This window comes from Methylophilus sp. 13 (genome assembly GCF_015354335.1).
Lineage (GTDB): Bacteria > Pseudomonadota > Gammaproteobacteria > Burkholderiales > Methylophilaceae > Methylophilus > Methylophilus glucosoxydans.
Window position 1 is genome coordinate 166655 of sequence record NZ_JADKYR010000004.1, and the last position, 25542, is coordinate 192196.

The window sequence follows — 25542 nt, forward strand, 5'->3', positions numbered from 1 at the left end:
TTGACGACTGCTGCTAGAGTGGGCCCAAATCGTCATCGCCCAGCAAATGCAGCTTGTTTTTGTGACGCAAGGTTTGACGCTCGTTCAAGCGTTTTTGTGCGGGGCTCGGGAAGTCGGTAAAGCTGATCAGGTTACGCTCAATCAAAATGCCAATCAGGTCTTCAAGCACGCGCGCGAGCTGAATGTCACTCTCACGGAAGGTGTGGTGCCTTTTGAGTTCGTCATCCAGAAAACACAAATACTCTGTGTCGGTATTATCTATTTCCACCCAGTCCGCAGCCACTTGCGTATCTGGGCTGGCCGCAATAATCGCACCTTGGTTATTTTTTAAGACGTAGGCCATCAGGTGTCATTCCTTGTCACTTGGCAGTGTATTTTGATTAAATGGTGTAAACAAAAGCAATAACCATGCCTCGCGCTTGCGATCTCAACCCGGGTTAAAGCGCACCCGTGATGATGCCGCCGCCCAGACAGACGTTGCTTTCGTAAACGACCACACTTTGCCCCGGTGTGATGGCCCATTGATGCTGACCAAAGCGAATTGTCGCTTCTTCTGCATTCACCGCATCGACCTCGCAAGGCGCATCCGGCTGACGATAACGGGTTTTGGCCGCATATACCCAGTTGGTACGCGGCTCTTCGCCACTAATCCAGTGCAGTTGTCCCGCTTTCAGCCCGTCGGATTTCAGAAGCGGGTGATCATGGCCTTGTACCACAATCAGCTCGTTATCGGCCATATGCTTGGCGGCGACAAACCACGGCTCGCCATTGCTTTCACGGCTACCGCCTATCTTGAGCCCCTGGCGCTGACCAATGGTGTAATACATCAAGCCTTCATGCTCGCCCACCACTTTGCCTTCGGGCGTACGCATCACGCCAGGATGACGCGGCAGGTAGCGCTGTAAAAACTCCTGAAACGGCCGCTCGCCAATAAAGCAGATACCAGTTGAATCCTTTTTCTCGGCATTGGCCAAGCCATATTCACGCGCGATTTCGCGTACTTCGCGCTTGAGATATTTGCCTAACGGAAACAGCGTTTTTGACAACTGCGCCTGATTCAGGCGTGACAAAAAGTAACTCTGGTCTTTGCTGCCATCATCGGCTTTAAGCAGTTGAAAATTGCCCGGCTGAATCGGGTTTTCACGCACTTGAGCATAATGCCCCGTGGCGATTAAGTCTGCGCCCATACCCATAGCATGGTCCAAAAACGCCTTGAACTTGATCTCGGCGTTACACAGAATATCCGGGTTCGGGGTACGGCCAGCTTGGTATTCCTGTAAAAAGTTAGCGAACACTCGCTCTTTATACTCGGCGCTAAAATTCACGGTTTCAATGTCAATGCCAATTCTATCGGCCGCAGAAACCGCATCAATCAGGTCCTGGCGAGAAGAGCAATACTCATCCGTATCATCGTCTTCCCAGTTCTTCATGAATAAACCGGTGACCTGATAACCTTGCTGTTTTAACAACAAAGCGGTCACGGAAGAATCAACACCGCCGGACAACCCGACGATCACATGTGGCTTACTCATAATGCTTGGCCCAAATGCTTCAAAATGTCTAAAGAATAACGTTTACCTGCGAGGTAGTCTTGCACACACAGCAATACTTGCGGACTGCGCATCAACTCGCCTTCGGCCGCAATCTCGGCTTCGGTTTTCCACACTGTGCGGAGAATACCATCATCCAAAGCCTGCTCTGGATAATGCGCACCCAATTTGCCAGTAAAGGCAAAACGCAAATAGGTTATGCCATTAAGCGGATGCTGCCAGTGATAAATGCCCACAATCGCTTCTGGCGTGAAATCGTAAGCCGTCTCTTCCAGCGTCTCCCGAACCGCCGCAGCAATAATGGTCTCGTTTTCTTCCAGATGCCCGGCGGGCTGGTTAAAGCGATTGCCTCTGTCCGTGGTTTCTTCCACTAACAGAAACTTGCCATTTTGCTCGATGATGGCCGCAACGGTGACGTTAGGCTTCCACTGATGCGACGATTTGGAGGGTTGCAGAACAGAAGAATTCAAGATTGGCGGGTTTCGTTAAAAACGCTATTTTACCGCTAAGTGATTGATTGGGGGAGGGTTAATTCAGACTTGGAAGCTATCATAAGATTAATCTGACTTGTGCAGTGATGACTAATTATCTTTAGCATGAGTTCTGCTTTGCAGTAGTTAGCTGCAAAAATCTTGAGTAAGAGTGATTTTTTTATTTTTCTTTGTGGATGTATATAGTGAAATAGACACTTCGACTTTTTCTAAATCTATATTTTTAAGTGCTCCGTTACAAAGGAATGGTTTGATGGCACTCAAACTATCTGAATTCGCTAATAAGTTGGTATTCTGCTGATCAGATTCCAAATTTACAATCAGTAGTAATTTTGTATCAGAGGTTTTGATGGTTGAAACTATCCATGGATTTCCATATTCAGATTCAATCTGAGTTTTGGACGATGTTTTTACTTCTTTTTTTTCTGTAAGGAGGTCCTTCAAGACAAAAAATAAAAGAAGAGTAGTCAATAAAGCTAGAGCGATTATATACCTATATGCTTCAAGAAATTTTCGATATTTCTGAGGGATTGAATTGTATATGTATACAAAGGGTAGCGATATAGCCTCAGATAATCCACTGAATATTGCACTAATCACCGCGCAAACAATTAAGAAGCTAACAATCCAAAGTGCTAAATGAATCATAAATTTTTAAGTCTTCTCAAACTTGATTGGTTGGTGTGATTAATGCTCTAAGTTTTGAAATTCTATACTACTTATCCTGCTAATTGTGGGAATAAGCCTTCTAAGCCATGTGCAATAAATTCCACTGCCATGGCCGCCAGCCCGCGTAGCCCTCATTCACCAAACTAATGGATTGTTTTATTTTGTAGCACAAATGTGCTACATTTGGGTTTGGTTTTATATTTGGGGTGCATCATGACAACCACCACTATTCGATTACCTGATGAGCTGAAAGCACGCGTGTCAGAAGCAGCGAAACGCGCGGGGACAACGACACACGGGTTTATTCTAGAAGCGATTGCTGAAAAGACCGCCCTTGATGAAAGACGTGCAGACTTTAGAGCAGAAGCTGAAGCGCGTTATGCGAAAGTGATTGCATCAGGGGAGTCCATCGCTTGGGATGACATGAAAAACTATCTCAAAGCCAACATTGCCAACCAGGAAACTCCTTTACCCAAAAGCCGCAAGCTTGTGCGCTAGTCATGGCAACGATAGAACTCGCGCCCGAAGTGGGCGAGGACTTTCAGCGGATACTGGAACACTTGAGTGCGTTTCAGGTTGAAAAACCACAGCAACGCATTCAGCAAATCATCCATGCGATCGACATCCTCACCCACAGCCCACTGATCGGTCGTCCTGCCGATTCTGGACTTCGTGAGCTGATCATAGGACGGCGTTCACATGGATACGTCGCACTTTATCGCTATATTTCAGAGATTGATACCGTTTTTATTTTAGCCATCAGGAGCCAAAATGAGGCTGGCTATGCTGAGCGCGATTGAAGCTATGCCTGAGTCCGTAACGGTTTTGTGGAGGTTAGCGAGTGTAGGGCATCTCTTTACGGTGCGCCTTATAAGCTATAAACGAGTAAGCATCTGCGAGGGCTCCTGACAATGACAATTTGCTTAAGGTTGTTTAAACAATGAGCCCAGCTGACCTAGATGAAGTTCGCAACCGAATCGGCCGCTTATTACAAGCTGTGCAACATGCGGCAGGCGATAGCTACGAAACTTCATATAAGGCCACAGGAGCTGACTTCTTGACTCACTTCCGTGTGATTGGTGTGAAAGCACCTGAGCAACTTCAGGATGACTTTCTTAATCTCTTTGTTTGGACTTGGAGTTTAAAGGACTACATAAAGGAGTACTGCAAAGTAAAAGGGCTATCGATGCAAAAGATCGAGGATGTTGCGAATAAATCTAAATCGTTGCAATACGTGGCTGATATCGCGAATCGTGCAAAGCATGGTACTTTGCGCGAAAGTCGTTCGGGAGAGTTCGCGGAGCTAGTAGGTTTTGGTTTCAATATTCCAAAGGAGTCAATCGCTCGAATTTCTTGTGCTGGTCCAGAAGTGGTTCTTCATGTGGAGGAGAATAAATTAATACAAATCCTAGCCACCGTCCGGACTAACCAAGGAAAAGAGTTTGATGCGCTGGTTGTTTTAAAAGATGCAATAGGCAAATGGGAAAATCAAGCGTTTGAAATAGTGCAACTTAATAGAAGTTAGGTTGGGGTGGATAGTCGGCTATGCACTGCCGTTTTATCCGAATAATTTAGGAAACAACCCCTCCAGCCCATGCGCAATAAACTCCACCGACATCGCCGCCAAAATCAAGCCCATTAAGCGGGTGACGATATTAATCCCGATCTTGCCCAGGTAGTGGGTAATGCCATCAGCCAGTTGTAACAATCCCCAGATAAATAATGAGATCAAGGCAATTGGTAACATCAGGCTCAGGTGCCCCCAAAAGCCGGGATGTTGCTGTGCGGTGAGAATCATGCTGGAAATGGCGCCGGGGCCAGCCAATAGCGGGATGCTGAGTGGGACGATGGCGATGACTTCACGTTCGCTTAAGTCTTGCGCTTCTTCAGGGGTTTGGCGTGTGGCGCTTTGTTTGCCGTGCATCATGGAGATGGAGATCAGTAACAGCAAAATACCGCCACCGACCTGAAAGGAGGGGATGGTAATGCCAAAAAAGTCCAGAATCAGGTCACCAAAAAAGGCTGAGACACCCAGCACAATCATGACGGTGATGGCGACAGTGCGGGCGGTGCGTGAGCGCTCCGCTTTGCTCCAGCCACTGGTGGCGCTGATGAAAATCGGCAGGCAACCGATGGGGTTGACGATGGCGATGAGGGCGATGGCCACTTTAATCAGGTATGCGTAATCGGTCATGCTTTTTCAGACTCCCAAGTGCGGCTGGTGGCGTTGAGCAGGGGCTTATGCCGGACGTTTATCGAAAAATGTGATCGGCTGCGGCGGCGGGATTTGCAAAATATGTTTTCGCACTTTGCCCATCACATGCATTTCGCACGGTTTGCAGTCGAATTTGAGTGTATACCTGTCGTTACCGCTAATCAGTGTCATTGGCTCAGCCGTCACCGTGCCTTGTACACCGATGACACCTTTGGCTTCTTTGGGGCACAGGCCATGGCTAAAGCGCAGGCAGTGCTTGGTGATCATCACCGGCACTTCGTCTAGCGTTTCATTCGCTTCATACGCACTGGCGATGAGTTTGACGCCGTGCTTGTGGTAAAACTCGCGTGCTTTCTGGTTATAGACGTTAGCCAGATAACTCAGACTGTCTTGCGGATAAAGTGCAGGCGGTTCCGCGGCTGCTCTTAATGCCGGGCGCTCATAGCCCAAGGTGCGGACGGCTTGTAATTGGTCGATGGCTTCACGGCGTAATTGGTTGACGACTGAGGCGGGCAGAAACCAGAGTTGGGTCAATTCCAGGCCAATGTCATTGGCGACGAAGTCGGTATTGCCCAGTTTGGAAAGGTTTTCACGCAGGGAGGCGGCGGCTTTTTCTGCATCGTTGGCAGGCTGTTTTTCGGCGGCACATTGCGCAGTGGCGCTAAAGCCTTGTTCATCGGTGAGGGTCAGTGCAAAACCGTCACGGGTTTCATACAGCACAGCATCGAGGGCGATTTTGCGTGTTGCCGATTCTTTTTCCAGCAGTCGCATAAACGCATGGTCGCGGTTGCGGTATAGCTGCGTGTTGTTGCGGATATCCGCTGGCATTTCATTGGGGAATAACCGTTGTGTGTATTTGTCCAGGCTTTGCACAGTATTAACGCGCAGGCCGACGAGCTCTTTATGCACGTCAAAAAAGCACACGCCGTCACCGTTGTGTAGCGCGATGTCGGTCGCCACATCAATAAAGTCTTTGCCCACTTTACGCACTTTGCCCAGTTCTTCCCCGGCAAATTTGGGCGTATCAAACGCGCCAATATCGGCCTGTCTGCCATTGGCAAAATAATCGGTGGCGCTGCGGTTAAAGGTTTTTTCCGGTTGCGGGGTGAAGGTGTACGTCGCATGTCCGGCCGAAGATTTGCTGTATTCCGGCATCTCTTCCAGAATCTCGTCCAGCAATTGCCGATAATGCGCGGTGGCGTTTTTCACATAAGGCAGGTCTTTGTAGCGGCCCTCGATTTTAAAGCTGCTGACGCCTGCTGCAATCAAGGCGCGCAGGTTAGCGCTCTGGTCGTTGTCTTTCATCGACAAATAATGTTTATCTTTGCCGATAATGCGGCCTTTCTGGTCCTCCAGCGTGTAGGGCAGGCGGCACTCTTGCGAGCACTCACCCCGGTTGGCGCTGCGGCCAGTATGCGCATGGCTGATAAAACACTGGCCACTAAATGCCACGCACAAGGCGCCGTGGATAAAGTACTCCAGGTTGGCGGTGGTGGCATCGGCAATTTTCTTTACCGTTGCAATATCCAGTTCGCGCGCCAGCACCAGTTGGCTAAAGCCGACCTGGTCTAAAAATTGTGCTTTTTCGACGGTACGGATATCGGTTTGCGTACTGGCATGCAGCTGAATAGGCGGCAAGTCCATCTCCAGCAAGCCCATGTCCTGCACGATCAGCGCATCGACGCCGCAGTCATACAATTGATGCACCAGCTGGCGCACGCCTTCAAGCTCGTTGTCATGAAAAATCGTATTGAGCGCGACAAACACCTCGGCATGAAAGCGATGTGCATGCTGCACCAGTCGAGCAATGTCTGCCACCGTATTTGGGGCTTTGGCGCGGGCACCAAACGCCGGGCCACCAATATAGACGGCATCGGCGCCATGGTTGATGGCTTCGATGCCAAAATCAGCATTTTTGGCCGGGGCCAGCAGTTCAAGGTGTTTGCGGGTTTTTTGCATGGATTATGCATATAAATCAATAAGATGCGCACTATAGCACAAAGCAGCATTTGACAGGTAAAGGTTGTGGTGTTACTTTGGTAACACTTTTTCGGTTTGAGGGGAAAATCATGGCAACCACCAGCTTAAAGTTACCCGATAGTTTAAAAGATAGAGTGAGTAACTTAGTGTCAAACACAGACAAAACTGCTCACGCATTTATGGTAGAAGCCATTGCAGAAAAGGCCGCACGTGAAGAACAAGAACGCGCATTTATGGCACGGGCTGAGGCATCTTTACAGCATTATCGTGAAACTGGTATTTCTTATGCGGCTGAGGACGTGCACGCGTATGTACGAGCAAAGTTGAATGGCCAGCCTCTGCCCGACTTGATTCCAGTAAAAGATAAAAAATGAGCCAGCAACTCTGCCGAGTGGAATATGCGCTTGATGCGCGAGAAGATTTGATTCGGCTCAGCATGTTGCATCAAGATCATCTCGAGTTGGCGAATCACATTTTGTTTGTGATCAGTGATGGGATTGATTTGTTAAAAAAGCATCCTTTAGTTGGCAGGCAGCTACCAAACGGTTTAAGAGAGTTAGTGATTTCGCATGGCAGCACAGGCTATTTGGCGCGCTATCAATATGATGAGCTCGCAAATTTAGTGCTGGTGCTAGCGATTAAACACCAAAGAGAAGTGGATTACCATTGAACAACCCTGAGTTATTACAACGCTCCCTGCGTGCCGTCTGGCACCCTTGCACGCAAATGAAGCATCATGAGCGTTATCCTCTGGTGCCGATTGCACGTGGCGAAGGGGCCTGGTTGTTTGATAGTGAAGGCAAGGGTTACCTCGACGCCGTCAGCAGTTGGTGGGTCAATTTATTCGGGCATAACCAGCCCGTCATCAAAGAGGCGATTAAATCCCAGCTTGATCAGTTAGAGCATGTGATGCTGGCCGGATTTACGCACGAACCCGTGGTGACGCTTTCAGAACAGCTGTCGGCACTAACTGGCTTGGGTCACGCTTTTTATGGCTCGGATGGTGCCAGTGCGACGGAGATTGCACTGAAGATGAGTTTTCATTATTGGCGCAATATCGGACAACCGGAAAAAAACAAATTCATTAGCTTGCAAAACAGCTATCACGGCGAGACGCTGGGTGCACTCAGCGTGACCGATGTCGCCATTTTTAAAGACACGTATGCACCCCTGATTTTGCAGTCAGCTCAAATGCCTAGTCCGGATAGCCGACTGGCGGAGCCTGGTGAAACGGAAGAGGCATATGCCTTGCGTTGTGCTGAGGCGCTGGAAGCTTATGTGGCCGAGCATCATGCCGTACTGGCCGCGTTTATTATCGAGCCCTTGGTGCAAGGCGCAGCAGGTATGGCGATGTATCACCCGGTATATTTGCAGCGGGCGCGTGAAATTTGTAGTCGTTATCAGGTGCATTTAATTGCCGATGAAATTGCTGTCGGTTTTGGCCGCACTGGTACGCTGTTTGCCTGCGAACAGGCGGGTGAAAAAGTGAGTGAGATTGCTGATTTTATTTGCCTGTCTAAAGGCATCACCGGCGGTTACTTACCTTTGTCCGTGGTGTTGACCACCGATGATGTGTATGGGGCGTTCTATCATGACCAGACCGTCAAAGGCTTTTTACATAGCCATAGTTATACCGGTAATCCGCTGGCTTGTAGTGCCGCGTTGGCCACATTGGCGCTGTTTGAAGCTTCGGATGTGCTGGGGCAAAACCGTGAGACAGCGCAGACTTTGCTGAGCGCCGTTGAGCGCTATGATTTTGCCATGCAACATGTGCGCCAGCGCGGCATGATTACGGCTTTTGAGGTCGTGACGCAAAACCCGCAGTTCGCGCGGGATTGTTATGCCGCGGCCTTGAAGCATGGCCTGCTGTTGCGGCCAATCGGCAATACCGTGTACTGGATGCCACCCTATTGCCTGACGCAATCAGATCAGCAGCATCTGGTGGAAGCTACACGGGCAGCGGTGATGGAGAGCATGTAATGCGCTGGTGGCTACTGTTTGCCAGTCTGTGGCCGGCGCTGGCGCAGGCGGCCTTGCCCGCCAGTTTGCAAGACGCACTCGCCAAAGCGCAGCTGCCGCTTGAGAGTGTAGCAATTGTTGTACAGCCGGTGGAAGGCGGGCCGCCTTTGATCAGCCATCATGCGTCCAAAGCCATGAACCCCGCCAGTGTCATGAAGCTGGTCACCACCTATGCTGCGCTAGAGGCGCTGACGCCTGCCTATCGCTGGAAAACCGAGGTCTATCGCAATGGGCCGCTCAATCAAGGCGTGCTCGAGGGTGATTTGATCATCAAAGGCGCAGGTGACCCGGCACTCAATGTTGCAGAGTTCTGGCGCTTGTTGCAACAAATACAGCAACAAGGCGTGCGCCAGATCAAAGGCAATCTGCTACTCGATTTAACCCTGTATGCGCCTGAAGTCAGCCAACGGCCCGTGCTGGATGATGAACCTTGGCGCGCCTACAACGCCAACCCCAGTGCGCTATTGCTCAATGGCCGTAATACCAGCTTCCGTTTTTCGGTCAGCAGTCAGGCGAATAAACCCGCCGTGCTCATCGCGCAAGAATTTGAGTTGCCGAATATTCATATCATCAACACCATGCAAGTGCGCAAAGGGGCGTGCAATGACTGGCGCAGTGACTTGCATTACAGCGTCACCCCGCAGACGGATGGGGTCACCGTGGCCTTTAGTGGCACACTGCCCGAGCAATGTGATGAGCGCTACCTTGAGTTGAGCGTGCTGTCTGATACGCACTATGTGTATGCCACGTTTAAAAAACTGTGGGCGCAATTGGGCGGGCAGTTTAACGGACAATTGGCACTGGCTCCGGTCACGGATGCGGCGATCCCGCTCACGACCTGGTCATCGCCACCGCTGGATTCGGTGGTGCGCGACATCAATAAGTGGAGCAACAATGTCATGGCGCGCCAGGTGATGCTGACGATTGCGCAAGATGCCGGGTTTACGCCCGCGGATGAAGCCGGAGCTGCCTTGGTACTCAAGCAAGTTTTGCGTCAGCGTGGGTTGGTGTTTTCTGAACTGGTGCTTGAAAATGGGTCTGGGTTATCGCGCAATGAGCGTATCAGTGCGGAACATTTGGCGCAGTTGCTCGTCACAGCCTATCAGCGTCCGGTGATGCCGGTGTTTATGGCTTCTTTGCCTATCTTAGGCATGGATGGCACCACCAAAAAGCGACTGGCCGATAGCACGAGCAAAGGCATGGCTTATCTCAAAACTGGCTCGCTTGAAGGCGTGAGCAGTCTGGCTGGCTATGTGCAGGATCAGGCGGGCAAGCGCTATGTGCTGGTGATCGTCGCTAACCATGCGCGGGCATCGGCCGTGCGTGCGGTGCAGGATCTGTTATTAAAACAACTGATAGAAGGTTATTGAACCCAGATTTTCCATTAGGCGATTTTCAATCTACTTGAATGCCAACTTGTCCATTTTGCGTCTTTTTTGCGTAAATTTTCGGCCAATAGAATGACTATTACCCTCAAATTTCCGTAAAAAATCCATCAAACTGTCCTTCGTTGTCATTTCAAGTCCTAATAGAAAATCTGGGTTGAGCAACACGCTAAAGAATTTGTGGGCAAAAGCGCGTAAAATGATGGACGTTTTCTGGGAGAAAATACATGAAATCTGGAATGAAATTAATCGGTTGCAGCTTGTTGATGCTGTTGACCATGACGGGTTGCCAGGCGCAATCTAACTCTGCGAATACAAAGGAAGCTACGCAAATGTCTGCCAAGGTGACTGAATTACAAAAAATTGATACGGTGGTAGGCACTGGTCGCGAGGCTGAAGTTGGTTTTAATGTCACTGTGCATTACACCGGTTGGCTTTATGACGCCAACAAAGCCGATCATAAAGGCCAGAAGTTCGATAGTAGCCTGGATCGCAATTCGCCGTTTAACTTTTTTCTTGGTGGTGGCCAAGTGATTGAAGGTTGGGATACGGGGGTGCAGGGCATGAAAGTGGGCGGCAAGCGCACCTTGATTATCCCTTCTGAGATGGGCTACGGTGCCCGTGGTGCAGGTGGTGTGATTCCGCCGAATGCGCCGTTGGTGTTTGATGTTGAGTTGCTGGGCGTGAAATAAATAATACCCGGGTCGGTGTCATACGTTTTTATCCTTGTGAAATGAGAGTTTAGATGCAAGTCCAGGTGAAGTGGATAGATGGGGTCAGTTTTGTCGGTGAGTCTGAAACAGGCCATGCCGTGGTACTCGATGGTGCGCCAGAAAATGGTGGCCGTAATATTGGCATGCGTCCCATGGAGATGCTGCTGATCGGGATGGGCGCATGCACTTCATTTGACGTGGTGACGATCCTGAAGAAAGCCCGTCAGCCCATTGTGGATTGTGTCGCGCAGATTCAGGCCGAGCGCGCTGATACGGTGCCCAAGGTGTTTACCAAAATTCATGTGCATTTTGTGGTGACGGGTGAAGGCCTGAATGCGTCCCAAGTGGAGCGTGCGGTAAAACTGTCTGCCGAAAAATATTGCTCGGCCAGCATCATGCTGCAAAAAGCCTGCGAGATCACACACGGGTTCGAAATCAAGGCGCCGACCTTTGACTAATCTACGCATGATGACACTGGCTGGCATGATCAATCAACGGAGCGTGGCATGAGTATTCCAAAAGGCATGATAGGCATTCGTCACGTCGCGCTGTTTATCAAGGAGCTGGAGTCAGCCGTGGATTTTTACACGCGGGTGGTGGGCATGCAAATCGAGTGGCAGCCCGACCCTGACAATGTGTATTTGACCAATCATGGCGATGTGTTTGCCTTGCACCGCGTCAGTTATACACCGGACCCGATGCAACGGCTGGATCATATTGGCTTTGTGCTGACAGATGCGCAGGCGGTGGATGACTGGTATGCGCATATGGTGGCGCATGATGTGCGCATTACAGAAGCACCAAAAAGCCATCGGGACGGCTCACGTGGCTTTTATTGCCTCGACAGCGTCGGCCATTTGCTCGAGTTTATCTATCACCCGCCTATCGTCCGGCATCTCTCGGCGATTGCGTGACTGGACATTAAAAAAGCCTCTAGTGTTAGAGGCTTTTTTGTTTGGCGCTACTCGGTAATGAGCTTGATATTGAGCGTTAGCTCTTTATCTAACACATTGAGCAAGCGGTCAATATTGGGATGCTTGCCTGGATGATCTTCCGCATCCTCGGTATGTTCGGCGTATAAGGCCAATCCCTCTACCGCTGCATCGGTGTTAATTTCACCAAAGACTTTGAACAGATGATGGTAAATCTTGATGGAGCCTTGGGTGCCAGGTTTGTTCTCGATGATCCCGGCAGGCTGATTGCTTTCATCATACAGTTCAATGCGTTTAACGTGATCCGCACTGTCCAGCATCAGAAGATTGTCACTAAATTTTTGCATGGTTGACTCTAGGTTACTACAAATCATTACAAGTGATACGCGGTGCGCGTCATCACTTTTGAAGCCAGCCGCATGGCCAGTTTGACTGGCGCTGGCAACCTGGCGCCGCCCAGTTGCTCTGCGGTATGGGCGTGGTGCTCTTCGTCTTCTTTCATTTGCGCCACAATCGCTTTGGATGCGGTATCGTGAGCCGGGAGCTGTTGCAGGTGACTTTGCAAATGCGCAGAGACTTGATGTTCTGTTTCCGCCAGAAAGCCCAGATTCCACTTGTCGCCAAGCAGGCCGGCTGTGATACCCATGCCAAAACTGGCACCGTACCAGAGTGGATTGAGCAGACTCTTGCGCCCCCCCAACTCTTGAATCCGTTGTTCGCACCAGGCAAGATGATCCACCTCTTCACGAGACGCTTGTTTAAGCGCCTCTACATTGGCCGGATCACGTGAAACCAGGGCTTGGCCACTGTACAAGGCTTGTGCGCAGACTTCGCCGACATGATTGATGCGCATGAGTGCCGCAGCATGTCTGCGTTCACGGTCACTTAACGTGTCGGGGGTGGTTTCCGCGGGTGGGTAAGGGCGGCTGGAGACTGCCGGGCTGAACACCGTACGCAAACCCATATCCATGACGGCGATGGCTTTGTCTAGTGTCAGCGGCGGCAAGTTCAGCATAGTGGTGTCTCAAGTAAGGCCTGTTTACACCTGCGGGTGCAAACAGGCAGAACATTATGGTTTGGTTGCGCTTACTTTAGCAGGTTCTGGCGCTTTTTGAACAGGCAAGCCTTTGAGTAAGTTCATAGCCTGAACAAACTGGAAGTCATCCTGAGTGGCTGGCTCAATCGGGCCACGTGTTTCAGCATGTTTTTCTTCCTTGAGTTTTTCAGCAGCGGCGCGTGATTTCGCCTCGTCAACGGATTTGCTGTCAGTCGCATTCTTGCCGTCGGTCGGGTTGGACAAGTGGCGCTTCAAGTCTGCTTCATGCAGGCTCAGGCTAGGATCGGAACCATCATCCACCGTCACGTCCGGCACAATGCCCTTGGCTTGAATCGAACGGCCATTTGGCGTGAAATAGCGCGCTGTGGTCAGTTTGATTGCGCTGCCATTGTTCATTGGCAATATGGTTTGCACAGAGCCCTTGCCAAAGCTTTGGATGCCCATAATGGTTGCGCGTTTGTGGTCTTGCAACGCCCCAGCCACAATCTCTGAAGCAGAGGCTGAGCCGGCATTGATCAGCACGACGATAGGCACCGATTTAAACTCTTCTGGCAAATCTTTAAGGTAATCAGACTTGCCGCGACGCGCATAATCCAGAGGGGTTGCATTCAGGCGCATCTTGGAATCAGCAACACGACCTTCGGTGTACACAACCAAGTCATCCTTGGGCAGGAACGCGGCAGAGACGCCTACGGCCGCATCCAGCAAACCGCCTGGGTTGTTACGCAGGTCGAGCACCAAGCCTTTGAGCGGACCTTTATTTTCTGCACGCAAGTTTTTGAGCGCTCTGGCCAAATCTTCACCAGTGCGTTCCTGGAACTGGGTGATGCGAACATAGCCGTAACCTTGTTCAATCCATTTGTTCTTCACGCTTTGTGACTTGATAATGGCGCGTGTCAGGGTGAAGGTCAGCGGTTTGTCCTCGCCTTTACGAATCACGGTCAATGTGATTTTTGTGTCTGGAACGCCACGCATGCGTTTAACCGCATCATTCAGCGTCATGCCACGTACTTGGGCATCATCCAGTTTCATGATCAGGTCACCAGACTTGAGACCTGCTTTATAAGCCGGGCTATCTTCAATTGGCGTAACTACTTTGACCAAGCCGTCTTCCATGGCGACTTCAATTCCTAGTCCGCCAAACTCACCTTGCGTACCTGCTTGCAGCTCTTTATAAGCATCGGCATCCATAAAGGTTGAGTGAGGGTCCAGGCCTTGCAGCATGCCGGACAAAGCTTCGTTGATCAGCTTCTTATCCTCTACAGGCTCAACGTAATCAGATTTTACTTTGGCAAAGACTTCGGCGAAGACGCGTAATTCATCAATGGGTAATTGAGAGACTGAGGTCCGGTCTGCCCATGCAGAAATATTGATACTGACCAGAATCCCTACAAATACGCCTGCACCCAGCAAGCCGAACTTTTCTAATTTGGAACGCATACCATGCCTTGTGTGATCAAATAAGCGAAGAATATTACTTCATTCAGAATCAGGATGCATCAGTTGATGTCAGCCTGTTGCAGAGAGTAGATAGAACGCTGTTAAGTTCATTTTCCGCTATTTCAATAAAATTGACTATACTCTTCTAGCAAATAATTGTTTAGAGAAAAACATGCAAAAGCCTATCGTAGAAATCGAGTTTTGTACACAGTGCCGATGGTTGTTGCGGGCTGCCTGGCTGGCGCAGGAGCTGTTAACCACGTTTGACGGCGATTTGAAGTCAGTCAATCTCGTCCCTGGAACGGGCGGTATTTTGGAGGTGCGCTGTGATGGTATGGTGATTTTTTCACGCAAAGCCGCGGGACGCTTTCCAGAAGCCAAGGAGTTGAAACAGCTGATCCGTGATGTGATTGATCCCGAGCGGTCGCTCGGGCACAGCGACACGCCAGTCAGTCCTTAAGCGGGCTAGGAGGGGATACAAGCCGTCTATATAATTGACGACGGTTATTGAGACGCTTCTACCTCAAGTCGCTTGGCACCGTTATAGCGCGATTTCCAGTAGCGCTCATCCATGTTTTCAATGCGTACCTTTGCCCCCGCGCGTGGCGCGTGAATAAACTGGTTATTGCCGACATAAATGCCTACATGCGAAAACGCAGATTTAAGGGTGTTGAAAAAGACCAGGTCGCCGGGTTGCAATTCCTCACGTTTGACGGTGTTGCCCATTTCGCTAATGGTACGGGCTGAAGGGGGGAGCGCAATCTGTGCAGCGTTCATGAACACATACTGTACAAAACCGCTGCAGTCAAAGCCGGTTTCAGGGCTGCGTCCACCATATTTGTAATTGACCCCGGTCAGACTTAAGGCGCGGATCATGATTTCCTCGACCTTTTCAGACCAGCTGCCAGAGACGCCGGACTGACTCTCCATCACCTGCGCTTGAGAGTAGCTGTAGGCGTTTTGCCAGCGCTTGTCATCCCCGGGCGCAGCAACGCTTTTGCACTGGCAGAGCAGTACACTCACGAGTAAGGCTGCCAGCCGGAAAATGGATTTATTCATCACAATCAAGGGCTTGTTATATTGAATTTGAAGCGGTTTAAAAAGTTTTACAGGCTAAACCATGCCACATTTTATATTGATATGCAAGTATTTGGCGCCTTTTGTACGTTGCTTGACTGAGTGAAAGTCGCAAAAGTGCTGTCTGTTTTGGCGATGCTCATGGGATAATTACGCATGTCTTTAGCGCAGCAAGTCAGTTCGGCATTTTCAGAAAACGGGTCTTTGGCACAAGCCATGCCCGATTTCCGCAGCCGCCCGCAGCAACAGGAAATGGCGCTGGCCATCGCCGAAGCGATTGAGCAGCAACAGCAGTTGGTCGCCGAGGCGGGCACCGGCACCGGTAAAACCTATGCTTATCTGGTGCCTGCGCTGTTGTCGGGGGGCAAGGTCATTATTTCTACCGGCACCAAAACCCTGCAAGATCAGCTCTTTCAGCGGGATTTGCCAGCGGTACGCGAAGCGCTCAAAGTGCCTGTATCTGTTGCCATGCTCAAAGGGCGCGCCAACTATCTCTGCCATTATCACTTACAACGTGCCAGCCAAGAAGGGCGCTTTCAGTCGCGCGAGGACGCACAATATATTCCTATCCTGCAAAGCTTTGCTGAACATAGCCAGACTGGCGATAAAGCAGAATTGGTCGAAGTACCGGAACAAGCGACCGTTTGGCAACAAGTGACCTCCACCCGCGACAACTGTGTCGGCCAGGATTGCCAGTTTTACAAGCAATGTTTTGTCATGGAAGCACGCAAGCAGGCATTGGCAGCCGATGTGGTCGTGGTCAACCATCATTTGTTTTTTGCTGATGTCATGTTGCGCGATGAGGGTGTGGCCGAGTTGTTACCCAGCGCCAATACCGTGGTGTTTGACGAGGCGCATCAATTGCCTGAGGTGGCTGGGCTCTTTTTTGGCGAGGATATCTCCACCTCACAGTTGATGGATCTGGCGCGGGATAGTCAGATGGCTTACTTGAGCCTGGCCAAGGATTGTGTTGCGCTGAGTGAAGCGGTGCCGCCGTTGGAAAAGGCATGCCGTGATTTCAGGCTGGTGTTCCAGTTTGAAGGTTCGCGTATGCCAGCACAAAAGGCGCAAACCATGAAAAATTTTGATGAGGCTTTTCAGCGGATGCTGGAAACGCTCGCCGCCCTGACCGCGGTACTAGAAACCCAAGCCGGTCGTGATCCGCAACTGGAAAAGTGCTGGCAACGCGGTGAAGCATTGCTGGCTCTGCTGCAAGCCTGGTTAAAAGGCAATCACGCCAATCTTGTGCGCTGGGTCGAGGTGTTTAGCCAAAGTGTGCAGTTACATGCGACCCCCCTCAGTGTGGCGGATGGCTTTGGCAAGCAACTCAATGCGCAGCCGCGTGCCTGGATTTTTACCTCTGCCACGTTGGCCGTCAAAAGTGATTTTAGCCATTATCAGAGCCAGATGGGCTTGCTGGCAGCGCAAACCCGGCATTGGCAAAGTCCGTTTGATTACGGTCAGCAAGCGTTGCTATATGTGCCTACGGGTATGCCTGAACCGAATAGCAGTGCTTATGCCGCTGCCGTCGCCGCTGTCAGTTTGCCTGTGCTGCAAGCCAGCCGTGGCCGCGCGTTTGTGCTGTGTACTTCACTTAAGGCCATGCGCGAAGTGCATGCGTTGCTCAAAAATGCGTTTGAAGAACTTGGCCTCAATTACCCCCTGCTGATGCAAGGCGAGAGCAATCGCACCGAATTGCTGGACCGTTTCCGCAGTCATGGCAATGCCGTCCTCGTCGGCTCGCAAAGCTTTTGGGAGGGCGTGGATGTGCGCGGCGAGGCATTGTCCTGCGTCATTATCGACAAGCTACCGTTTGCGCCGCCCGATGATCCGGTCCTGGCCGCCCGCATCGACAAAATGAACGCCGAAGGCAAGAATGCCTTTATGGAGTACCAGTTGCCCTATGCTGTGATTACCCTCAAGCAGGGCGCCGGGCGTTTGATTCGGGATGAGCAGGATGTCGGCGTATTGATGATTTGCGATCCGCGCTTGGTGGATAAACCTTATGGACGCCGTATCTGGCAAAGTCTGCCTCCATTCAAACGCACGCGTGTGCAACAAGAGGTGGAAGACTTCTTTGCAGTGATCAATGGGGTTTCTTGATTTGTGAGGATTGTGCGCCATGCTTGAGATTGCCGCTCACGAATATACCCTCACTGCTATTCGCGCCCAAGGCGCAGGCGGTCAAAACGTCAATAAAGTTTCGTCTGCCATCCATTTGCGGTTTGATATCCAAGCCTCCAGCCTCAGTGAGGCCGTGAAAGCCCGCTTGCTCAGTCGCAAAGACCAGCGCATCAGTGCAGAAGGTGTGCTGGTAATCAAGGCGCAACAATACCGCACGCAAGAAGCAAATAAACGCGATGCGATTGCCCGGTTGCATGCGATTGTCGAAGCGGCGAGTCATGTGAACGCGGTACGCCATGCGACCCGGCCAACACTGGCTTCGAAAAAAAGACGGGTGACCGGGAAGTTGTTACGTGGGGTCGTTAAACAGGGCAGGGGCAAGGTGCTGGATGAGGCATAAGCAAGACATGCCTTTGCTTGGCCGCTGTATGGGTTGAAAGCGTTTTTTGCGTGCGCAAAATAAAAAAGCCATCACAACGCATGGGAAGGCGTGTGATGGCTTTTTTATTGTGACTGCCTCATTACCGATGAGGCAGTCAGCTAACTATCAGGATCTATAGTCGGCATTGATCTTTACATAGTCATAAGAAAAGTCGCAGGTCCATACAGTCGCATTCGCCGCGCCGCGATTCAATACCACACGCACCAGGATGTCACTTTCTTTCATGACTGCCGCGCCTTGTTCTTCGACATAGCTGGCTGCACGGCCGCCTTTTTCGGCAACCAAAACATCGCCCAGATAAAGTTGCATGGTGTTGACATCAAGGTCTTCAATGCCCGCGTAGCCGATGGCGGCCAGAATCCGGCCCAGATTAGGGTCTGAGGCAAAGAAGGCTGTTTTGATCAACGGGGAGTGGGCAATCGCATAAGCCACTTTACGGCATTCCGCTTCATCTTTGCCTGCTTCAACCTGAATCGTCATGAATTTGGTGGCGCCTTCGCCATCACGCACAATCGCTTGTGCCAGTTCAATCGCAACGTCGGTCAGGGCGGTTTGCAAAGCCGCAAACTCAGGGCTTTGTTCTGTGATCATGGCATTGCCAGCCTCGCCGGTAGCCATCAGAATCAGGCTGTCGTTGGTGCTGGTATCGCCATCGACGGTGATGCAGTTAAATGATTTGTTCACAGCATGTTGAATGATGCTGTCAAGGGCTGATTGTGCGATGGCCGCATCGGTCGCGATATAACCGAGCATGGTTGCCATGTTGGGGTGGATCATGCCAGAGCCCTTGCTGATGCCAGTGATGGTGATCGGCTTGCCGTCTATGGTCAGTTGGCGGGAAGTACCCTTGGCCACAATGTCGGTGGTCATGATCGCTTCGGCGGCATTTAACCAGTTATCTTCCTGCAAGTTGGCGACTGCATTCGGGATGCCACCTAACAAGCGGTCCAACGGCAGCGTCTCCAGAATCACGCCAGTCGAAAACGGCAGCACTTGTTCCGGGCTGATATTGAGCGCCTGCGCCACACCGATGCAGCTGGCGAGTGCATCATCCAGCCCTTGCTGGCCTGTGCCTGCATTGGCACAGCCGGTATTCACCAACAGGGCGCGAATGCCTTTGTTGAGTGTCAGATGCGTTTTACACACCGTCACTGGCGCCGCACAAAACCGGTTCAGGGTAAACACCCCTGAGACGCTGCTGCCTTCAGGCAGGGTCATTACCAGAATGTCTTTACGGTTGGGCTTGCGGATATGTGCCTGAGCAAAGCCAAGTTTGACGCCTTTGACAGGCAGTAGGGTCCCGGCAGCGGGAGCAGTCAGTTTAACGGGCATCCAAGTTCCTTCGTGATTGCTAATGAGTTGTTTTTAATCAGGCACGACGCCAGGTGGTGCCTTGAGGCGTATCTTCCAGAATCACGCCTGCTTCAGACAGGGCTTTGCGAATCCGGTCGGCCTCGGCATAGTTCTTGGCTGTTTTGGCGGCGATGCGTGCACTGATCATGCCTTCAATATCCAGGCTAGTGCTACCGGTGTCGCCTTGCATAAAGCTTTCCGGGTCACGTTGTAGCAAGCCGATAATCGCAGCCAATTGTTTCAGTAATGCGGCGGTGGTCGCAGATTTATCTTTATTGAGATCGTTGGCAAGTTCAAACAAGGCGGCAATCGCCTCTGGGGTGTTGAAGTCGTCATTCATGGCTGCCTGGAATTTGGCCGCTTGCGGTTGTTGCCAGTCGATCTCACATGCATCGACCTTAATCCCGCGCAAGGCCGTGTACAGGCGGGTCAACGAGGCTTTGGCATCATCCAAGTGCTTGTCAGAGTAATTAAGCGGGCTGCGGTAATGGGCGCGCAGAATAAAGAAACGTACGACCTCTGGATCATATTTTTCCAGCACTTCACGGATGGTGAAAAAGTTGCCCAGCGATTTGGACATTTTTTCGTCATCGACCCGCACAAAGCCATTGTGCATCCAGTAGTTGGCCATGGTGCAGTCGTGGGTGGCTTCGGATTGGGCAATTTCATTTTCATGGTGCGGGAACTGCAGATCCTGCCCGCCACCATGAATATCAAAGTGCTGGCCGAGATGGGCGGCACTCATGACCGAGCATTCAATATGCCAGCCGGGACGGCCATTGCCCCAGGGGGATTCCCAGTAGGGTTCGCCAGGTTTGACGGACTTCCACAACACAAAGTCTAGCGGGTCTTGTTTAAAGCTATCGACTTCAACGCGTTCACCCGCACGCAGGTCTTCCAGGCTTTTGCCGGAGAGCTTGCCGTAATCATTAAATCTGCGCACTTTGTAAAATACATCACCATTTTGTGCCTGGTAAGCAAAGCCTTTGTCTATGAGTTTGCTGATCATGTCCAGCATGCCCTGCACATGTTCGGTTGCGCGTGGTTCAAGGTCAGGGCGCAAAATGCCAAGCTTGGCCGAGTCCTCGTCCATGGCGGTAATAAAACGCTGCGTTAGACTTTGGATGGTTTCATTGTTTTCGTTGGCACGCTTGATGATTTTGTCGTCAATATCGGTGATATTGCGTACATATGTCACTTGATAGCCAGTGGCACGCAGCCAACGCGCCACCATGTCAAACACCACCATGACGCGGGCATGTCCCAAGTGGCAAAAGTCATACACGGTCATGCCGCAGACGTACATCTTTACCTGGTTGGGCTGAATCGGCTTGAAATCTTGCTTGCTGCGTGTAAGGGTGTTGTAAAGTTTTAGCATGCGAATGAAATTGAAGAAGGATGGATGCGTGATAAAATTAGCAGAAATAGTCTGGTGTTTAATTGGTGTTAAGCAGGCAGGCTGTATGTTTTGCCTAAAACAGTCTACAAACAATCCCTTGCTTGATCAGCTTGTTGTGGTTGAGGCGACGCCAAACACAAAATGATGTGTAATTCGTCTGCATATTCACCTAATTTTGCACTGTCTCTAGTACAATCCGAGTATAACATACTGATAAAAATCAACGATTACCCAGGTAATAGCTCATGAACGCAACATTAAAAAAATATTTACTCGTGCTTGGCGTCTTTTTAAGCCAGGCGGCCTTCTCCGATACCGTGCTGGCCGGTCAAACAAATGTCGAGTTGCGCGAAATCAACCAGCTCTCTGAGCAGGGGAATCAGGCAGCAGCGCTGGATCGGGTGAACAATTATCTGGCAGCCAACCCGAAAAATGCCGAAGCCATGTTTATGCGTGGCGTGATTCTGGTCGAGCTGGGCAAGCGGGACGAAGCGATCAAGGCTTTTACCGAATTGACTGACAAATATCCTAGCCTGCCTGAGCCTTATAACAACCTGGCCGTGCTGTATGCGGATCAGGGGCAATATGACAAAGCGAGAAAAGCGCTGGAGTCTGCCATCAAAACGCACCCAAGTTATGCCACGGCCCATGAGAATCTGGGCGATATTTATGCACGTCTGGCCTCTGAAGCTTATGACAAGGCGCTCAAGCTGGATACTTCAAATAGCCGCGCGCAGAATAAGCTGGCCATGATTACGGATCTGTTCGGCGGGAAACGTGCGCAAGCGCGTCCAGCAACAGCTGTACCACCTGCCGCGAGCGTATCGCCTACGCCGCCCACCAATAATGCGGCTGTGAATCCACCGGCAGCGGTGACGCCACCGGCTGCGACCGCCCCTGTGACCAATAATTCTCCCGTGACAGAGACTAAAAAACCGGTCGTCACTGAAGTAAAACCGCAGGAGATCAAGACGGCTGAGCCAAAACCAGTAGAGTCCAAGGTCGCTGAGTCCAAGCCAACAGAGTCTAAATCTGCCGACAGTAAATCATCTGCACAACTCGAGCGCGCAGTGTTGGATGCGGTAAACGCCTGGGCGGATGCTTGGGAGGCACAAAATGTAGAGCGCTATCTGAACAGCTATGCCAAAGATTTTAAAACACCCGCAGGTGAGCCGCGCAAACAGTGGGAATCCACGCGTCGTGATCGCGTGAGCCGGCCAAGTAAAATTTCTGTCAAGTTGAGCAATATCGATGTCAGGATGGAGGGCGACAGCAAGGCAAAAGTCACCTTCCGTCAGGCCTATAAAGCAACCGGCCTGGATGCAAACTCAAACAAAACACTCAATATGGTCAAAGAAGGTGGTCGCTGGTTGATTCAGCAAGAGCGTGTAGGCAAGTTTTAAATTGGCGCACTTGCCTCTGGGGGCCTCTTGCATGATGCATGCTGGTGTTCTTGAGGCGGGTCACACCAAAGCCGCACTGCGGCGCCTGGGGCCTGAGCACACGGGTTTTTACTGAAACAATTGTATAATCATGGTATGAGTCGGTTGAGAAAGTACTGTTGTATTGCGTTTGTCAGCGCTGCGCTTTTGCCCTGGAATGCAACTGCGGTTAACCATGAGGCGTTAACCGCCAGGTTGTTCATGCAAAGCAAAAACACCAATGCGGTAGAGCGCATGTTGGTGCAGACTTTGCAGTCTATTAAAGAAGGCCATTTGCAACAGGCGCTGGATTATGTCGATCAGTTACTCGCCATCTCTCCCAATTTTGCACTGGCGCACTTGATTCATGGCGATCTCTTATCCGCCAAAGCCAGAATCCTGCATGGCTTTGGCGATGCGCATGTCGCCGATGTCAGCCGTATCCAGGACTTCAAAGAAGAAGCTGAGATTCGGATTCGTAATTACTTTGACCGCAATCGTGGCTTGACCCAACCGAATCTGCTGGTTGAGTTGTCCGAAAAACAAAGCCATGTCCTGTTTGTCGATACCGCACGCTCCCGTGTCTATGTCTACGAAAAAGGCAATGACAATGAGCTCAAATACATTGCTGACTATTATGTCACGATAGGAAAAAATGGCATCGGCAAAAAAGACCAGGGCGACAAACGTACGCCTATCGGTGTGTATTTTGCTTCGCGCAAACTGAACCGTCCCTTACCAGATTTGTATGGCGATGCGGCTTATCCGCTCAACTACCCGAACGAAATAGATAGCTACGAGCGTAAAACAGGCTCGGGGATCTGGATTCATGGCACCCCACGCGATACCTACAGCCGTCCGCCAAGGGCCAGTGATGGCTGTGTTGTGTTGTCCAATCCTGACATGCAAGCGTTGCAAGGTATTTTGCAAGCTGGCAATACGCCCGTGGTAATCGGGGTGGATTTTCAATGGGTGACACCCGAGTCCGCCCGTCAGCAAGATCGTGCCAAGGCTGATCTCAAACAGGCGATCGAGCGCTGGCGTAAAGACTGGATGGCGCAAAATACAGAGGCTTATCTGTCGCACTACACGCCTGACTTCTTTTACTCTGATGGTGATTTGTCTAAATGGGCCAGTTACAAACGCCAGATTCAAGCGGCCAAGCCCAAGGTCAATATCAATTTGTCTGATGTCAGCATGTTCACCTATCCGAACGCCAAGCGCAATATGGTGGTCGTAGATTTTGAGCAGGAATATATTAGCGCTGCGCTCAGGAATGTCATGAAGAAACGGCAGTACTGGGTGCAGGAAAACGGTGAATGGAAAATTCTTTACGAAGGATCAGCTTAATGCGTGTGTGGTCAAAATTAGTAGGTGTGTGCTTGATGTTGGCTGTGAATCTGGCGATTGCAGCAACGCAGGTCATGTTTGAAACCAATCAGGGTAATTTTACGGTAGAGGTCTATCGTGACAAAGCACCTAAAACCGTGGATAACTTTTTGCAGTATGTGAAAGACGGTTTTTACAGCAATACCATTTTTCATCGTGTGATTGGCCGTTTCATGATTCAGGGCGGAGGCTTTGACAGTGACCTCAACGAAAAACCGACCCGCGCGCCCGTCGTCAATGAGGCGGCCAATGGGTTGATCAACCAGACTGGCACGATTGCCATGGCTCGTACACCAGACCCTAACTCGGCCACCGCCCAGTTTTTCATCAATGTTGCAGATAACCAGTTTTTGGATTACACCAGCCCGGAACCGGACCGTATCGGCTACTGTGTCTTTGGCAAAGTGGTGTCTGGCATGGATGTGGTATTCAAAATCAGCAACTTACCGACAGGTAACCAGCGCGGTTTTTCGGATGTGCCCTATCGTACGGTCATCATCAAACGTGCAACGATAGTCAATTAATTGAGCTTATTGATTGTCGCAACCTTTAATCAACGGAGAATATTTTGGTCAAACTGACGACTAACTTTGGCGATATCACGCTAGAACTCAACGCAGAAAAAGCACCGATCACGGTCGCTAATTTTTTAAGCTATGTAGAAAAAGGCTTTTATGATGGCGTGATTTTTCATCGCGTGATCAAAGACTTCATGATTCAAGGCGGTGGCTTTGATGTCGACATGAAGCAAAAACCAACTGACGCGCCGATCAAAAATGAAGCCGATAATGGCCTCAGCAATGACAAATATACCATTGCCATGGCACGTACCATGGTGCCAGACTCAGCGTCTGCCCAGTTTTTCATCAACGTGAAAGATAACGACTTCCTCAACTTTAGCGCACCCACCACTCAAGGTTGGGGTTACTGCGTGTTTGGTAAAGTAGTCGAAGGCATGGACGTCGTGGATAAAATCACAGCAGTCAAAACAGCTAGCCGCGCTGGTCATCAGGATGTGCCCGTTGAATCTGTGGTGATTGAAAAAGCAGTTGTGGTTGCCTAGGGCATGACCACCTGGATCATTTCTGATCTGCACTTGAGTGCGCAAAGGCCTGCGGTAACGCAGGCTTTTTTGCATTGGCTAGACACCGTGGTTAGTCAGGCCAACGCATTGTATATTCTGGGTGATTTTTTTGAGGTCTGGGTGGGTGACGATCTGCTGCAAGACGCCGAGTATGGCCGAGCATTTTTGCCAGTCGTCCAGGCGCTTAGGGCTTTGTCGGCACAAGGGATTCAGCTTTATTTCATGCATGGCAACCGCGACTTCTTAATCGGGGATGCCTTTGCTCAAGCCTGTGGCCTCACTTTACTCCAAGACCCTGCACGCTTGCAGATGGCAGGCAAAAGTATTCTGTTGAGTCATGGGGATTCGCTATGCACGGACGATGTGGCTTATCAGCAATTTCGTCAGCAGGTGCGCAGTCAGGCCTGGCAAGACGCTTTTCTGTCGCAGCCGTTGGCAGCACGCATTGCCTTTGCCCAACAAGCGCGTAGCCAGAGTGCGCAAAACAAAGCCAGCCAAAGCATGCAGATCATGGATGTGAATGGTGAGGCGGTCAACCAGTTGATCCGCGATAATCACTATCCGGATGTGTTGCTGCATGGCCATACACACCGGCCAGCGATACATCCTTTGCTGGTCGATCAGCATGCCTGTGAGCGTTGGGTGTTGGGGGATTGGCACTATACCGCAGTGGTGGCACGTTTAGATGCTGCTGAAATGCGGTTGGTGACGTTATCACTTGATGCGTAATTGCTATTTTTTGTGACTTACTCACTCCGCACATAAAAAAGACAGCGCTTTTAAGCGCTGTCTTTTTTATGTC

General features: G+C 50.7%; 30 protein-coding genes. 18 read left to right on the plus strand and 12 right to left on the minus strand.

The genetic code is table 11. The annotated features are described in order from the left end of the window. Positions 1-13: 13 nt before the first annotated feature. The 4 genes from INP77_RS11865 to INP77_RS11880 all read right to left on the minus strand — a co-directional run bounded on the left by INP77_RS11865 (position 14) and on the right by INP77_RS11880 (position 2689). Positions 14-343, minus strand: a complete 330-nt coding sequence (locus tag INP77_RS11865) for a hypothetical protein (protein ID WP_194749265.1) — start codon at positions 341-343, stop codon at positions 14-16. A 94-nt stretch (positions 344-437) separates the two neighbouring features. Beyond that, the gene (gene mnmA / locus INP77_RS11870; RefSeq protein WP_194749266.1) at positions 438-1532 is read right to left on the minus strand and encodes a tRNA 2-thiouridine(34) synthase MnmA; all 1095 of its coding nucleotides are present in this window, start codon (positions 1530-1532) and stop codon (positions 438-440) included. Next, on the minus strand, positions 1529-2020 hold the full coding sequence (locus tag INP77_RS11875; protein ID WP_228518908.1) for an NUDIX hydrolase: 492 nt from the start codon (positions 2018-2020) through the stop codon (positions 1529-1531). Before INP77_RS11875 ends, mnmA begins: the two co-directional genes overlap by 4 nt. Positions 2021-2167: 147 nt before the next feature. Beyond that, the gene (locus tag INP77_RS11880; RefSeq protein WP_194749267.1) at positions 2168-2689 is read right to left on the minus strand and encodes a hypothetical protein; all 522 of its coding nucleotides are present in this window, start codon (positions 2687-2689) and stop codon (positions 2168-2170) included. A 234-nt stretch (positions 2690-2923) separates the two neighbouring features. On the opposite strand from INP77_RS11880, the gene INP77_RS11885 reads away from it, so the two are divergent. From INP77_RS11885 to INP77_RS11895, 3 genes are all read left to right on the plus strand, one after another. Further along, a complete protein-coding gene (locus tag INP77_RS11885) occupies positions 2924-3208 on the plus strand; it encodes a ribbon-helix-helix protein, CopG family (protein WP_194749268.1) in 285 nt (94 codons plus the stop codon). Positions 3209-3210: 2 nt separating this feature from the next. Further along, positions 3211-3510, plus strand: a complete 300-nt coding sequence (locus INP77_RS11890) for a type II toxin-antitoxin system RelE/ParE family toxin (protein WP_194749269.1) — start codon at positions 3211-3213, stop codon at positions 3508-3510. A 140-nt stretch (positions 3511-3650) separates the two neighbouring features. Next, positions 3651-4235, plus strand: coding sequence for a hypothetical protein (locus tag INP77_RS11895; RefSeq protein ID WP_194749270.1), 585 nt, complete (start codon positions 3651-3653; stop codon positions 4233-4235). A 33-nt stretch (positions 4236-4268) separates the two neighbouring features. Here INP77_RS11895 and INP77_RS11900 read toward each other — a convergent pair whose 3' ends face one another. Both INP77_RS11900 and INP77_RS11905 read right to left on the minus strand, forming a co-directional pair. Then, positions 4269-4904, minus strand: coding sequence for a YchE family NAAT transporter (locus tag INP77_RS11900; protein ID WP_194749271.1), 636 nt, complete (start codon positions 4902-4904; stop codon positions 4269-4271). A 45-nt stretch (positions 4905-4949) separates the two neighbouring features. Continuing rightward, a complete protein-coding gene (locus tag INP77_RS11905; RefSeq protein ID WP_194749272.1) occupies positions 4950-6884 on the minus strand; it encodes a U32 family peptidase in 1935 nt (644 codons plus the stop codon). Between the two features lie 110 nt (positions 6885-6994). On the opposite strand from INP77_RS11905, the gene INP77_RS11910 reads away from it, so the two are divergent. From INP77_RS11910 to INP77_RS11940, 7 genes are all read left to right on the plus strand, one after another. Continuing rightward, positions 6995-7279 (plus strand): hypothetical protein, encoded by a 285-nt coding sequence (locus tag INP77_RS11910; protein WP_018987653.1) that lies wholly within the window; start codon positions 6995-6997, stop codon positions 7277-7279. Next, the gene (locus INP77_RS11915; RefSeq protein ID WP_194749273.1) at positions 7276-7575 is read left to right on the plus strand and encodes a type II toxin-antitoxin system RelE/ParE family toxin; all 300 of its coding nucleotides are present in this window, start codon (positions 7276-7278) and stop codon (positions 7573-7575) included. The genes INP77_RS11910 and INP77_RS11915 overlap by 4 nt, the downstream gene beginning before the upstream one ends. Continuing rightward, a complete protein-coding gene (gene bioA, locus INP77_RS11920; protein ID WP_194749274.1) occupies positions 7572-8885 on the plus strand; it encodes an adenosylmethionine--8-amino-7-oxononanoate transaminase in 1314 nt (437 codons plus the stop codon). The genes INP77_RS11915 and bioA overlap by 4 nt, the downstream gene beginning before the upstream one ends. Next, a complete protein-coding gene (dacB, locus tag INP77_RS11925) occupies positions 8885-10294 on the plus strand; it encodes a D-alanyl-D-alanine carboxypeptidase/D-alanyl-D-alanine-endopeptidase (protein ID WP_194749275.1) in 1410 nt (469 codons plus the stop codon). The genes bioA and dacB overlap by 1 nt, the downstream gene beginning before the upstream one ends. 293 nt (positions 10295-10587) lie before the next feature. Beyond that, complete coding sequence (locus INP77_RS11930) at positions 10588-11001, plus strand: FKBP-type peptidyl-prolyl cis-trans isomerase (RefSeq protein ID WP_194749413.1); 414 nt, start codon at positions 10588-10590, stop codon at positions 10999-11001. 53 nt (positions 11002-11054) lie between these two features. Then, a complete protein-coding gene (locus INP77_RS11935) occupies positions 11055-11480 on the plus strand; it encodes an OsmC family protein (protein WP_194749276.1) in 426 nt (141 codons plus the stop codon). Positions 11481-11528: 48 nt separating this feature from the next. Then, the gene (locus INP77_RS11940; protein ID WP_194749277.1) at positions 11529-11936 is read left to right on the plus strand and encodes a VOC family protein; all 408 of its coding nucleotides are present in this window, start codon (positions 11529-11531) and stop codon (positions 11934-11936) included. 47 nt (positions 11937-11983) lie between these two features. Here INP77_RS11940 and INP77_RS11945 read toward each other — a convergent pair whose 3' ends face one another. Genes INP77_RS11945 through INP77_RS11955 form a run of 3 tightly spaced genes read right to left on the minus strand, consistent with a single transcriptional unit; the run spans position 11984 to position 14451 of the window. Then, positions 11984-12301, minus strand: coding sequence for a DUF2322 family protein (locus INP77_RS11945; RefSeq protein WP_194749278.1), 318 nt, complete (start codon positions 12299-12301; stop codon positions 11984-11986). A gap of 26 nt (positions 12302-12327) precedes the next feature. Then, the gene (coq7, locus tag INP77_RS11950; RefSeq protein ID WP_194749279.1) at positions 12328-12969 is read right to left on the minus strand and encodes a 2-polyprenyl-3-methyl-6-methoxy-1,4-benzoquinone monooxygenase; all 642 of its coding nucleotides are present in this window, start codon (positions 12967-12969) and stop codon (positions 12328-12330) included. Positions 12970-13023: 54 nt separating this feature from the next. Next, a complete protein-coding gene (locus tag INP77_RS11955) occupies positions 13024-14451 on the minus strand; it encodes a S41 family peptidase (RefSeq protein WP_194749280.1) in 1428 nt (475 codons plus the stop codon). A 172-nt stretch (positions 14452-14623) separates the two neighbouring features. Here INP77_RS11955 and INP77_RS11960 point away from each other — a divergent pair, with 172 nt between their 5' ends. Then, the gene (locus tag INP77_RS11960) at positions 14624-14911 is read left to right on the plus strand and encodes a SelT/SelW/SelH family protein (RefSeq protein ID WP_194749281.1); all 288 of its coding nucleotides are present in this window, start codon (positions 14624-14626) and stop codon (positions 14909-14911) included. 44 nt (positions 14912-14955) lie between these two features. Here INP77_RS11960 and INP77_RS11965 read toward each other — a convergent pair whose 3' ends face one another. Next, the gene (locus INP77_RS11965; RefSeq protein ID WP_194749282.1) at positions 14956-15510 is read right to left on the minus strand and encodes a C40 family peptidase; all 555 of its coding nucleotides are present in this window, start codon (positions 15508-15510) and stop codon (positions 14956-14958) included. Between the two features lie 174 nt (positions 15511-15684). Between INP77_RS11965 and INP77_RS11970 the strand changes: the two genes are divergently transcribed. Together INP77_RS11970 and arfB are read left to right on the plus strand one after the other, a co-directional pair. Beyond that, positions 15685-17631 (plus strand): ATP-dependent DNA helicase, encoded by a 1947-nt coding sequence (locus INP77_RS11970; protein WP_194749283.1) that lies wholly within the window; start codon positions 15685-15687, stop codon positions 17629-17631. A 19-nt stretch (positions 17632-17650) separates the two neighbouring features. Next, the gene (gene arfB, locus INP77_RS11975; protein ID WP_194749284.1) at positions 17651-18052 is read left to right on the plus strand and encodes an alternative ribosome rescue aminoacyl-tRNA hydrolase ArfB; all 402 of its coding nucleotides are present in this window, start codon (positions 17651-17653) and stop codon (positions 18050-18052) included. A 147-nt stretch (positions 18053-18199) separates the two neighbouring features. Here the strand turns inward: arfB and argJ are convergent, their stop codons facing one another. Then, positions 18200-19426, minus strand: coding sequence for a bifunctional glutamate N-acetyltransferase/amino-acid acetyltransferase ArgJ (gene argJ, locus INP77_RS11980; RefSeq protein WP_194749285.1), 1227 nt, complete (start codon positions 19424-19426; stop codon positions 18200-18202). A gap of 37 nt (positions 19427-19463) precedes the next feature. Continuing rightward, positions 19464-20825 carry a cysteine--tRNA ligase gene (gene cysS / locus INP77_RS11985; RefSeq protein ID WP_194749286.1) on the minus strand — a complete coding sequence of 454 codons (1362 nt, stop codon included), beginning with the start codon at positions 20823-20825 and terminating at the stop codon, positions 19464-19466. A gap of 266 nt (positions 20826-21091) precedes the next feature. Between cysS and INP77_RS11990 the strand changes: the two genes are divergently transcribed. From INP77_RS11990 to INP77_RS12010, 5 genes are all read left to right on the plus strand, one after another. Beyond that, complete coding sequence (locus tag INP77_RS11990) at positions 21092-22249, plus strand: tetratricopeptide repeat protein (RefSeq protein ID WP_194749287.1); 1158 nt, start codon at positions 21092-21094, stop codon at positions 22247-22249. Positions 22250-22369: 120 nt separating this feature from the next. After that, entirely contained in the window at positions 22370-23617 is a 1248-nt protein-coding gene (locus tag INP77_RS11995) for a L,D-transpeptidase family protein (RefSeq protein WP_194749288.1), read from the plus strand. Continuing rightward, positions 23617-24180, plus strand: a complete 564-nt coding sequence (locus INP77_RS12000) for a peptidylprolyl isomerase (RefSeq protein ID WP_194749289.1) — start codon at positions 23617-23619, stop codon at positions 24178-24180. Before INP77_RS11995 ends, INP77_RS12000 begins: the two co-directional genes overlap by 1 nt. Before the next feature lie 44 nt (positions 24181-24224). Next, a complete protein-coding gene (locus INP77_RS12005; protein WP_194749290.1) occupies positions 24225-24719 on the plus strand; it encodes a peptidylprolyl isomerase in 495 nt (164 codons plus the stop codon). Between the two features lie 3 nt (positions 24720-24722). Continuing rightward, positions 24723-25469: a UDP-2,3-diacylglucosamine diphosphatase gene (locus INP77_RS12010; protein WP_194749291.1), complete on the plus strand. Its 747-nt coding sequence runs from the start codon at positions 24723-24725 to the stop codon at positions 25467-25469. The last annotated feature ends 73 nt before the right edge of the window (positions 25470-25542 follow it).

Bases quoted from the DNA above. Each gene is read 5' to 3' on its own strand.
- INP77_RS11865 (WP_194749265.1), bottom strand. From the start codon at position 343: ATGGCCTACGTCTTAAAAAATAACCAAGGTGCGATTATTGCGGCCAGC.
- mnmA (WP_194749266.1), bottom strand. From the start codon at position 1,532: ATGAGTAAGCCACATGTGATCGTCGGGTTGTCCGGCGGTGTTGATTCT.
- INP77_RS11880 (WP_194749267.1), bottom strand. From the start codon at position 2,689: ATGATTCATTTAGCACTTTGGATTGTTAGCTTCTTAATTGTTTGCGCG.
- INP77_RS11885 (WP_194749268.1), top strand. From the start codon at position 2,924: ATGACAACCACCACTATTCGATTACCTGATGAGCTGAAAGCACGCGTG.
- INP77_RS11890 (WP_194749269.1), top strand. From the start codon at position 3,211: ATGGCAACGATAGAACTCGCGCCCGAAGTGGGCGAGGACTTTCAGCGG.
- INP77_RS11895 (WP_194749270.1), top strand. From the start codon at position 3,651: ATGAGCCCAGCTGACCTAGATGAAGTTCGCAACCGAATCGGCCGCTTA.
- INP77_RS11900 (WP_194749271.1), bottom strand. From the start codon at position 4,904: ATGACCGATTACGCATACCTGATTAAAGTGGCCATCGCCCTCATCGCC.
- INP77_RS11905 (WP_194749272.1), bottom strand. From the start codon at position 6,884: ATGCAAAAAACCCGCAAACACCTTGAACTGCTGGCCCCGGCCAAAAAT.
- INP77_RS11910 (WP_018987653.1), top strand. From the start codon at position 6,995: ATGGCAACCACCAGCTTAAAGTTACCCGATAGTTTAAAAGATAGAGTG.
- INP77_RS11915 (WP_194749273.1), top strand. From the start codon at position 7,276: ATGAGCCAGCAACTCTGCCGAGTGGAATATGCGCTTGATGCGCGAGAA.
- dacB (WP_194749275.1), top strand. From the start codon at position 8,885: ATGCGCTGGTGGCTACTGTTTGCCAGTCTGTGGCCGGCGCTGGCGCAG.
- INP77_RS11930 (WP_194749413.1), top strand. From the start codon at position 10,588: ATGACGGGTTGCCAGGCGCAATCTAACTCTGCGAATACAAAGGAAGCT.
- INP77_RS11935 (WP_194749276.1), top strand. From the start codon at position 11,055: ATGCAAGTCCAGGTGAAGTGGATAGATGGGGTCAGTTTTGTCGGTGAG.
- INP77_RS11940 (WP_194749277.1), top strand. From the start codon at position 11,529: ATGAGTATTCCAAAAGGCATGATAGGCATTCGTCACGTCGCGCTGTTT.
- INP77_RS11945 (WP_194749278.1), bottom strand. From the start codon at position 12,301: ATGCAAAAATTTAGTGACAATCTTCTGATGCTGGACAGTGCGGATCAC.
- coq7 (WP_194749279.1), bottom strand. From the start codon at position 12,969: ATGCTGAACTTGCCGCCGCTGACACTAGACAAAGCCATCGCCGTCATG.
- INP77_RS11955 (WP_194749280.1), bottom strand. From the start codon at position 14,451: ATGCGTTCCAAATTAGAAAAGTTCGGCTTGCTGGGTGCAGGCGTATTT.
- INP77_RS11960 (WP_194749281.1), top strand. From the start codon at position 14,624: ATGCAAAAGCCTATCGTAGAAATCGAGTTTTGTACACAGTGCCGATGG.
- INP77_RS11965 (WP_194749282.1), bottom strand. From the start codon at position 15,510: ATGAATAAATCCATTTTCCGGCTGGCAGCCTTACTCGTGAGTGTACTG.
- INP77_RS11970 (WP_194749283.1), top strand. From the start codon at position 15,685: ATGTCTTTAGCGCAGCAAGTCAGTTCGGCATTTTCAGAAAACGGGTCT.
- arfB (WP_194749284.1), top strand. From the start codon at position 17,651: ATGCTTGAGATTGCCGCTCACGAATATACCCTCACTGCTATTCGCGCC.
- argJ (WP_194749285.1), bottom strand. From the start codon at position 19,426: ATGCCCGTTAAACTGACTGCTCCCGCTGCCGGGACCCTACTGCCTGTC.
- cysS (WP_194749286.1), bottom strand. From the start codon at position 20,825: ATGCTAAAACTTTACAACACCCTTACACGCAGCAAGCAAGATTTCAAG.
- INP77_RS11990 (WP_194749287.1), top strand. From the start codon at position 21,092: ATGAACGCAACATTAAAAAAATATTTACTCGTGCTTGGCGTCTTTTTA.
- INP77_RS12000 (WP_194749289.1), top strand. From the start codon at position 23,617: ATGCGTGTGTGGTCAAAATTAGTAGGTGTGTGCTTGATGTTGGCTGTG.
- INP77_RS12010 (WP_194749291.1), top strand. From the start codon at position 24,723: ATGACCACCTGGATCATTTCTGATCTGCACTTGAGTGCGCAAAGGCCT.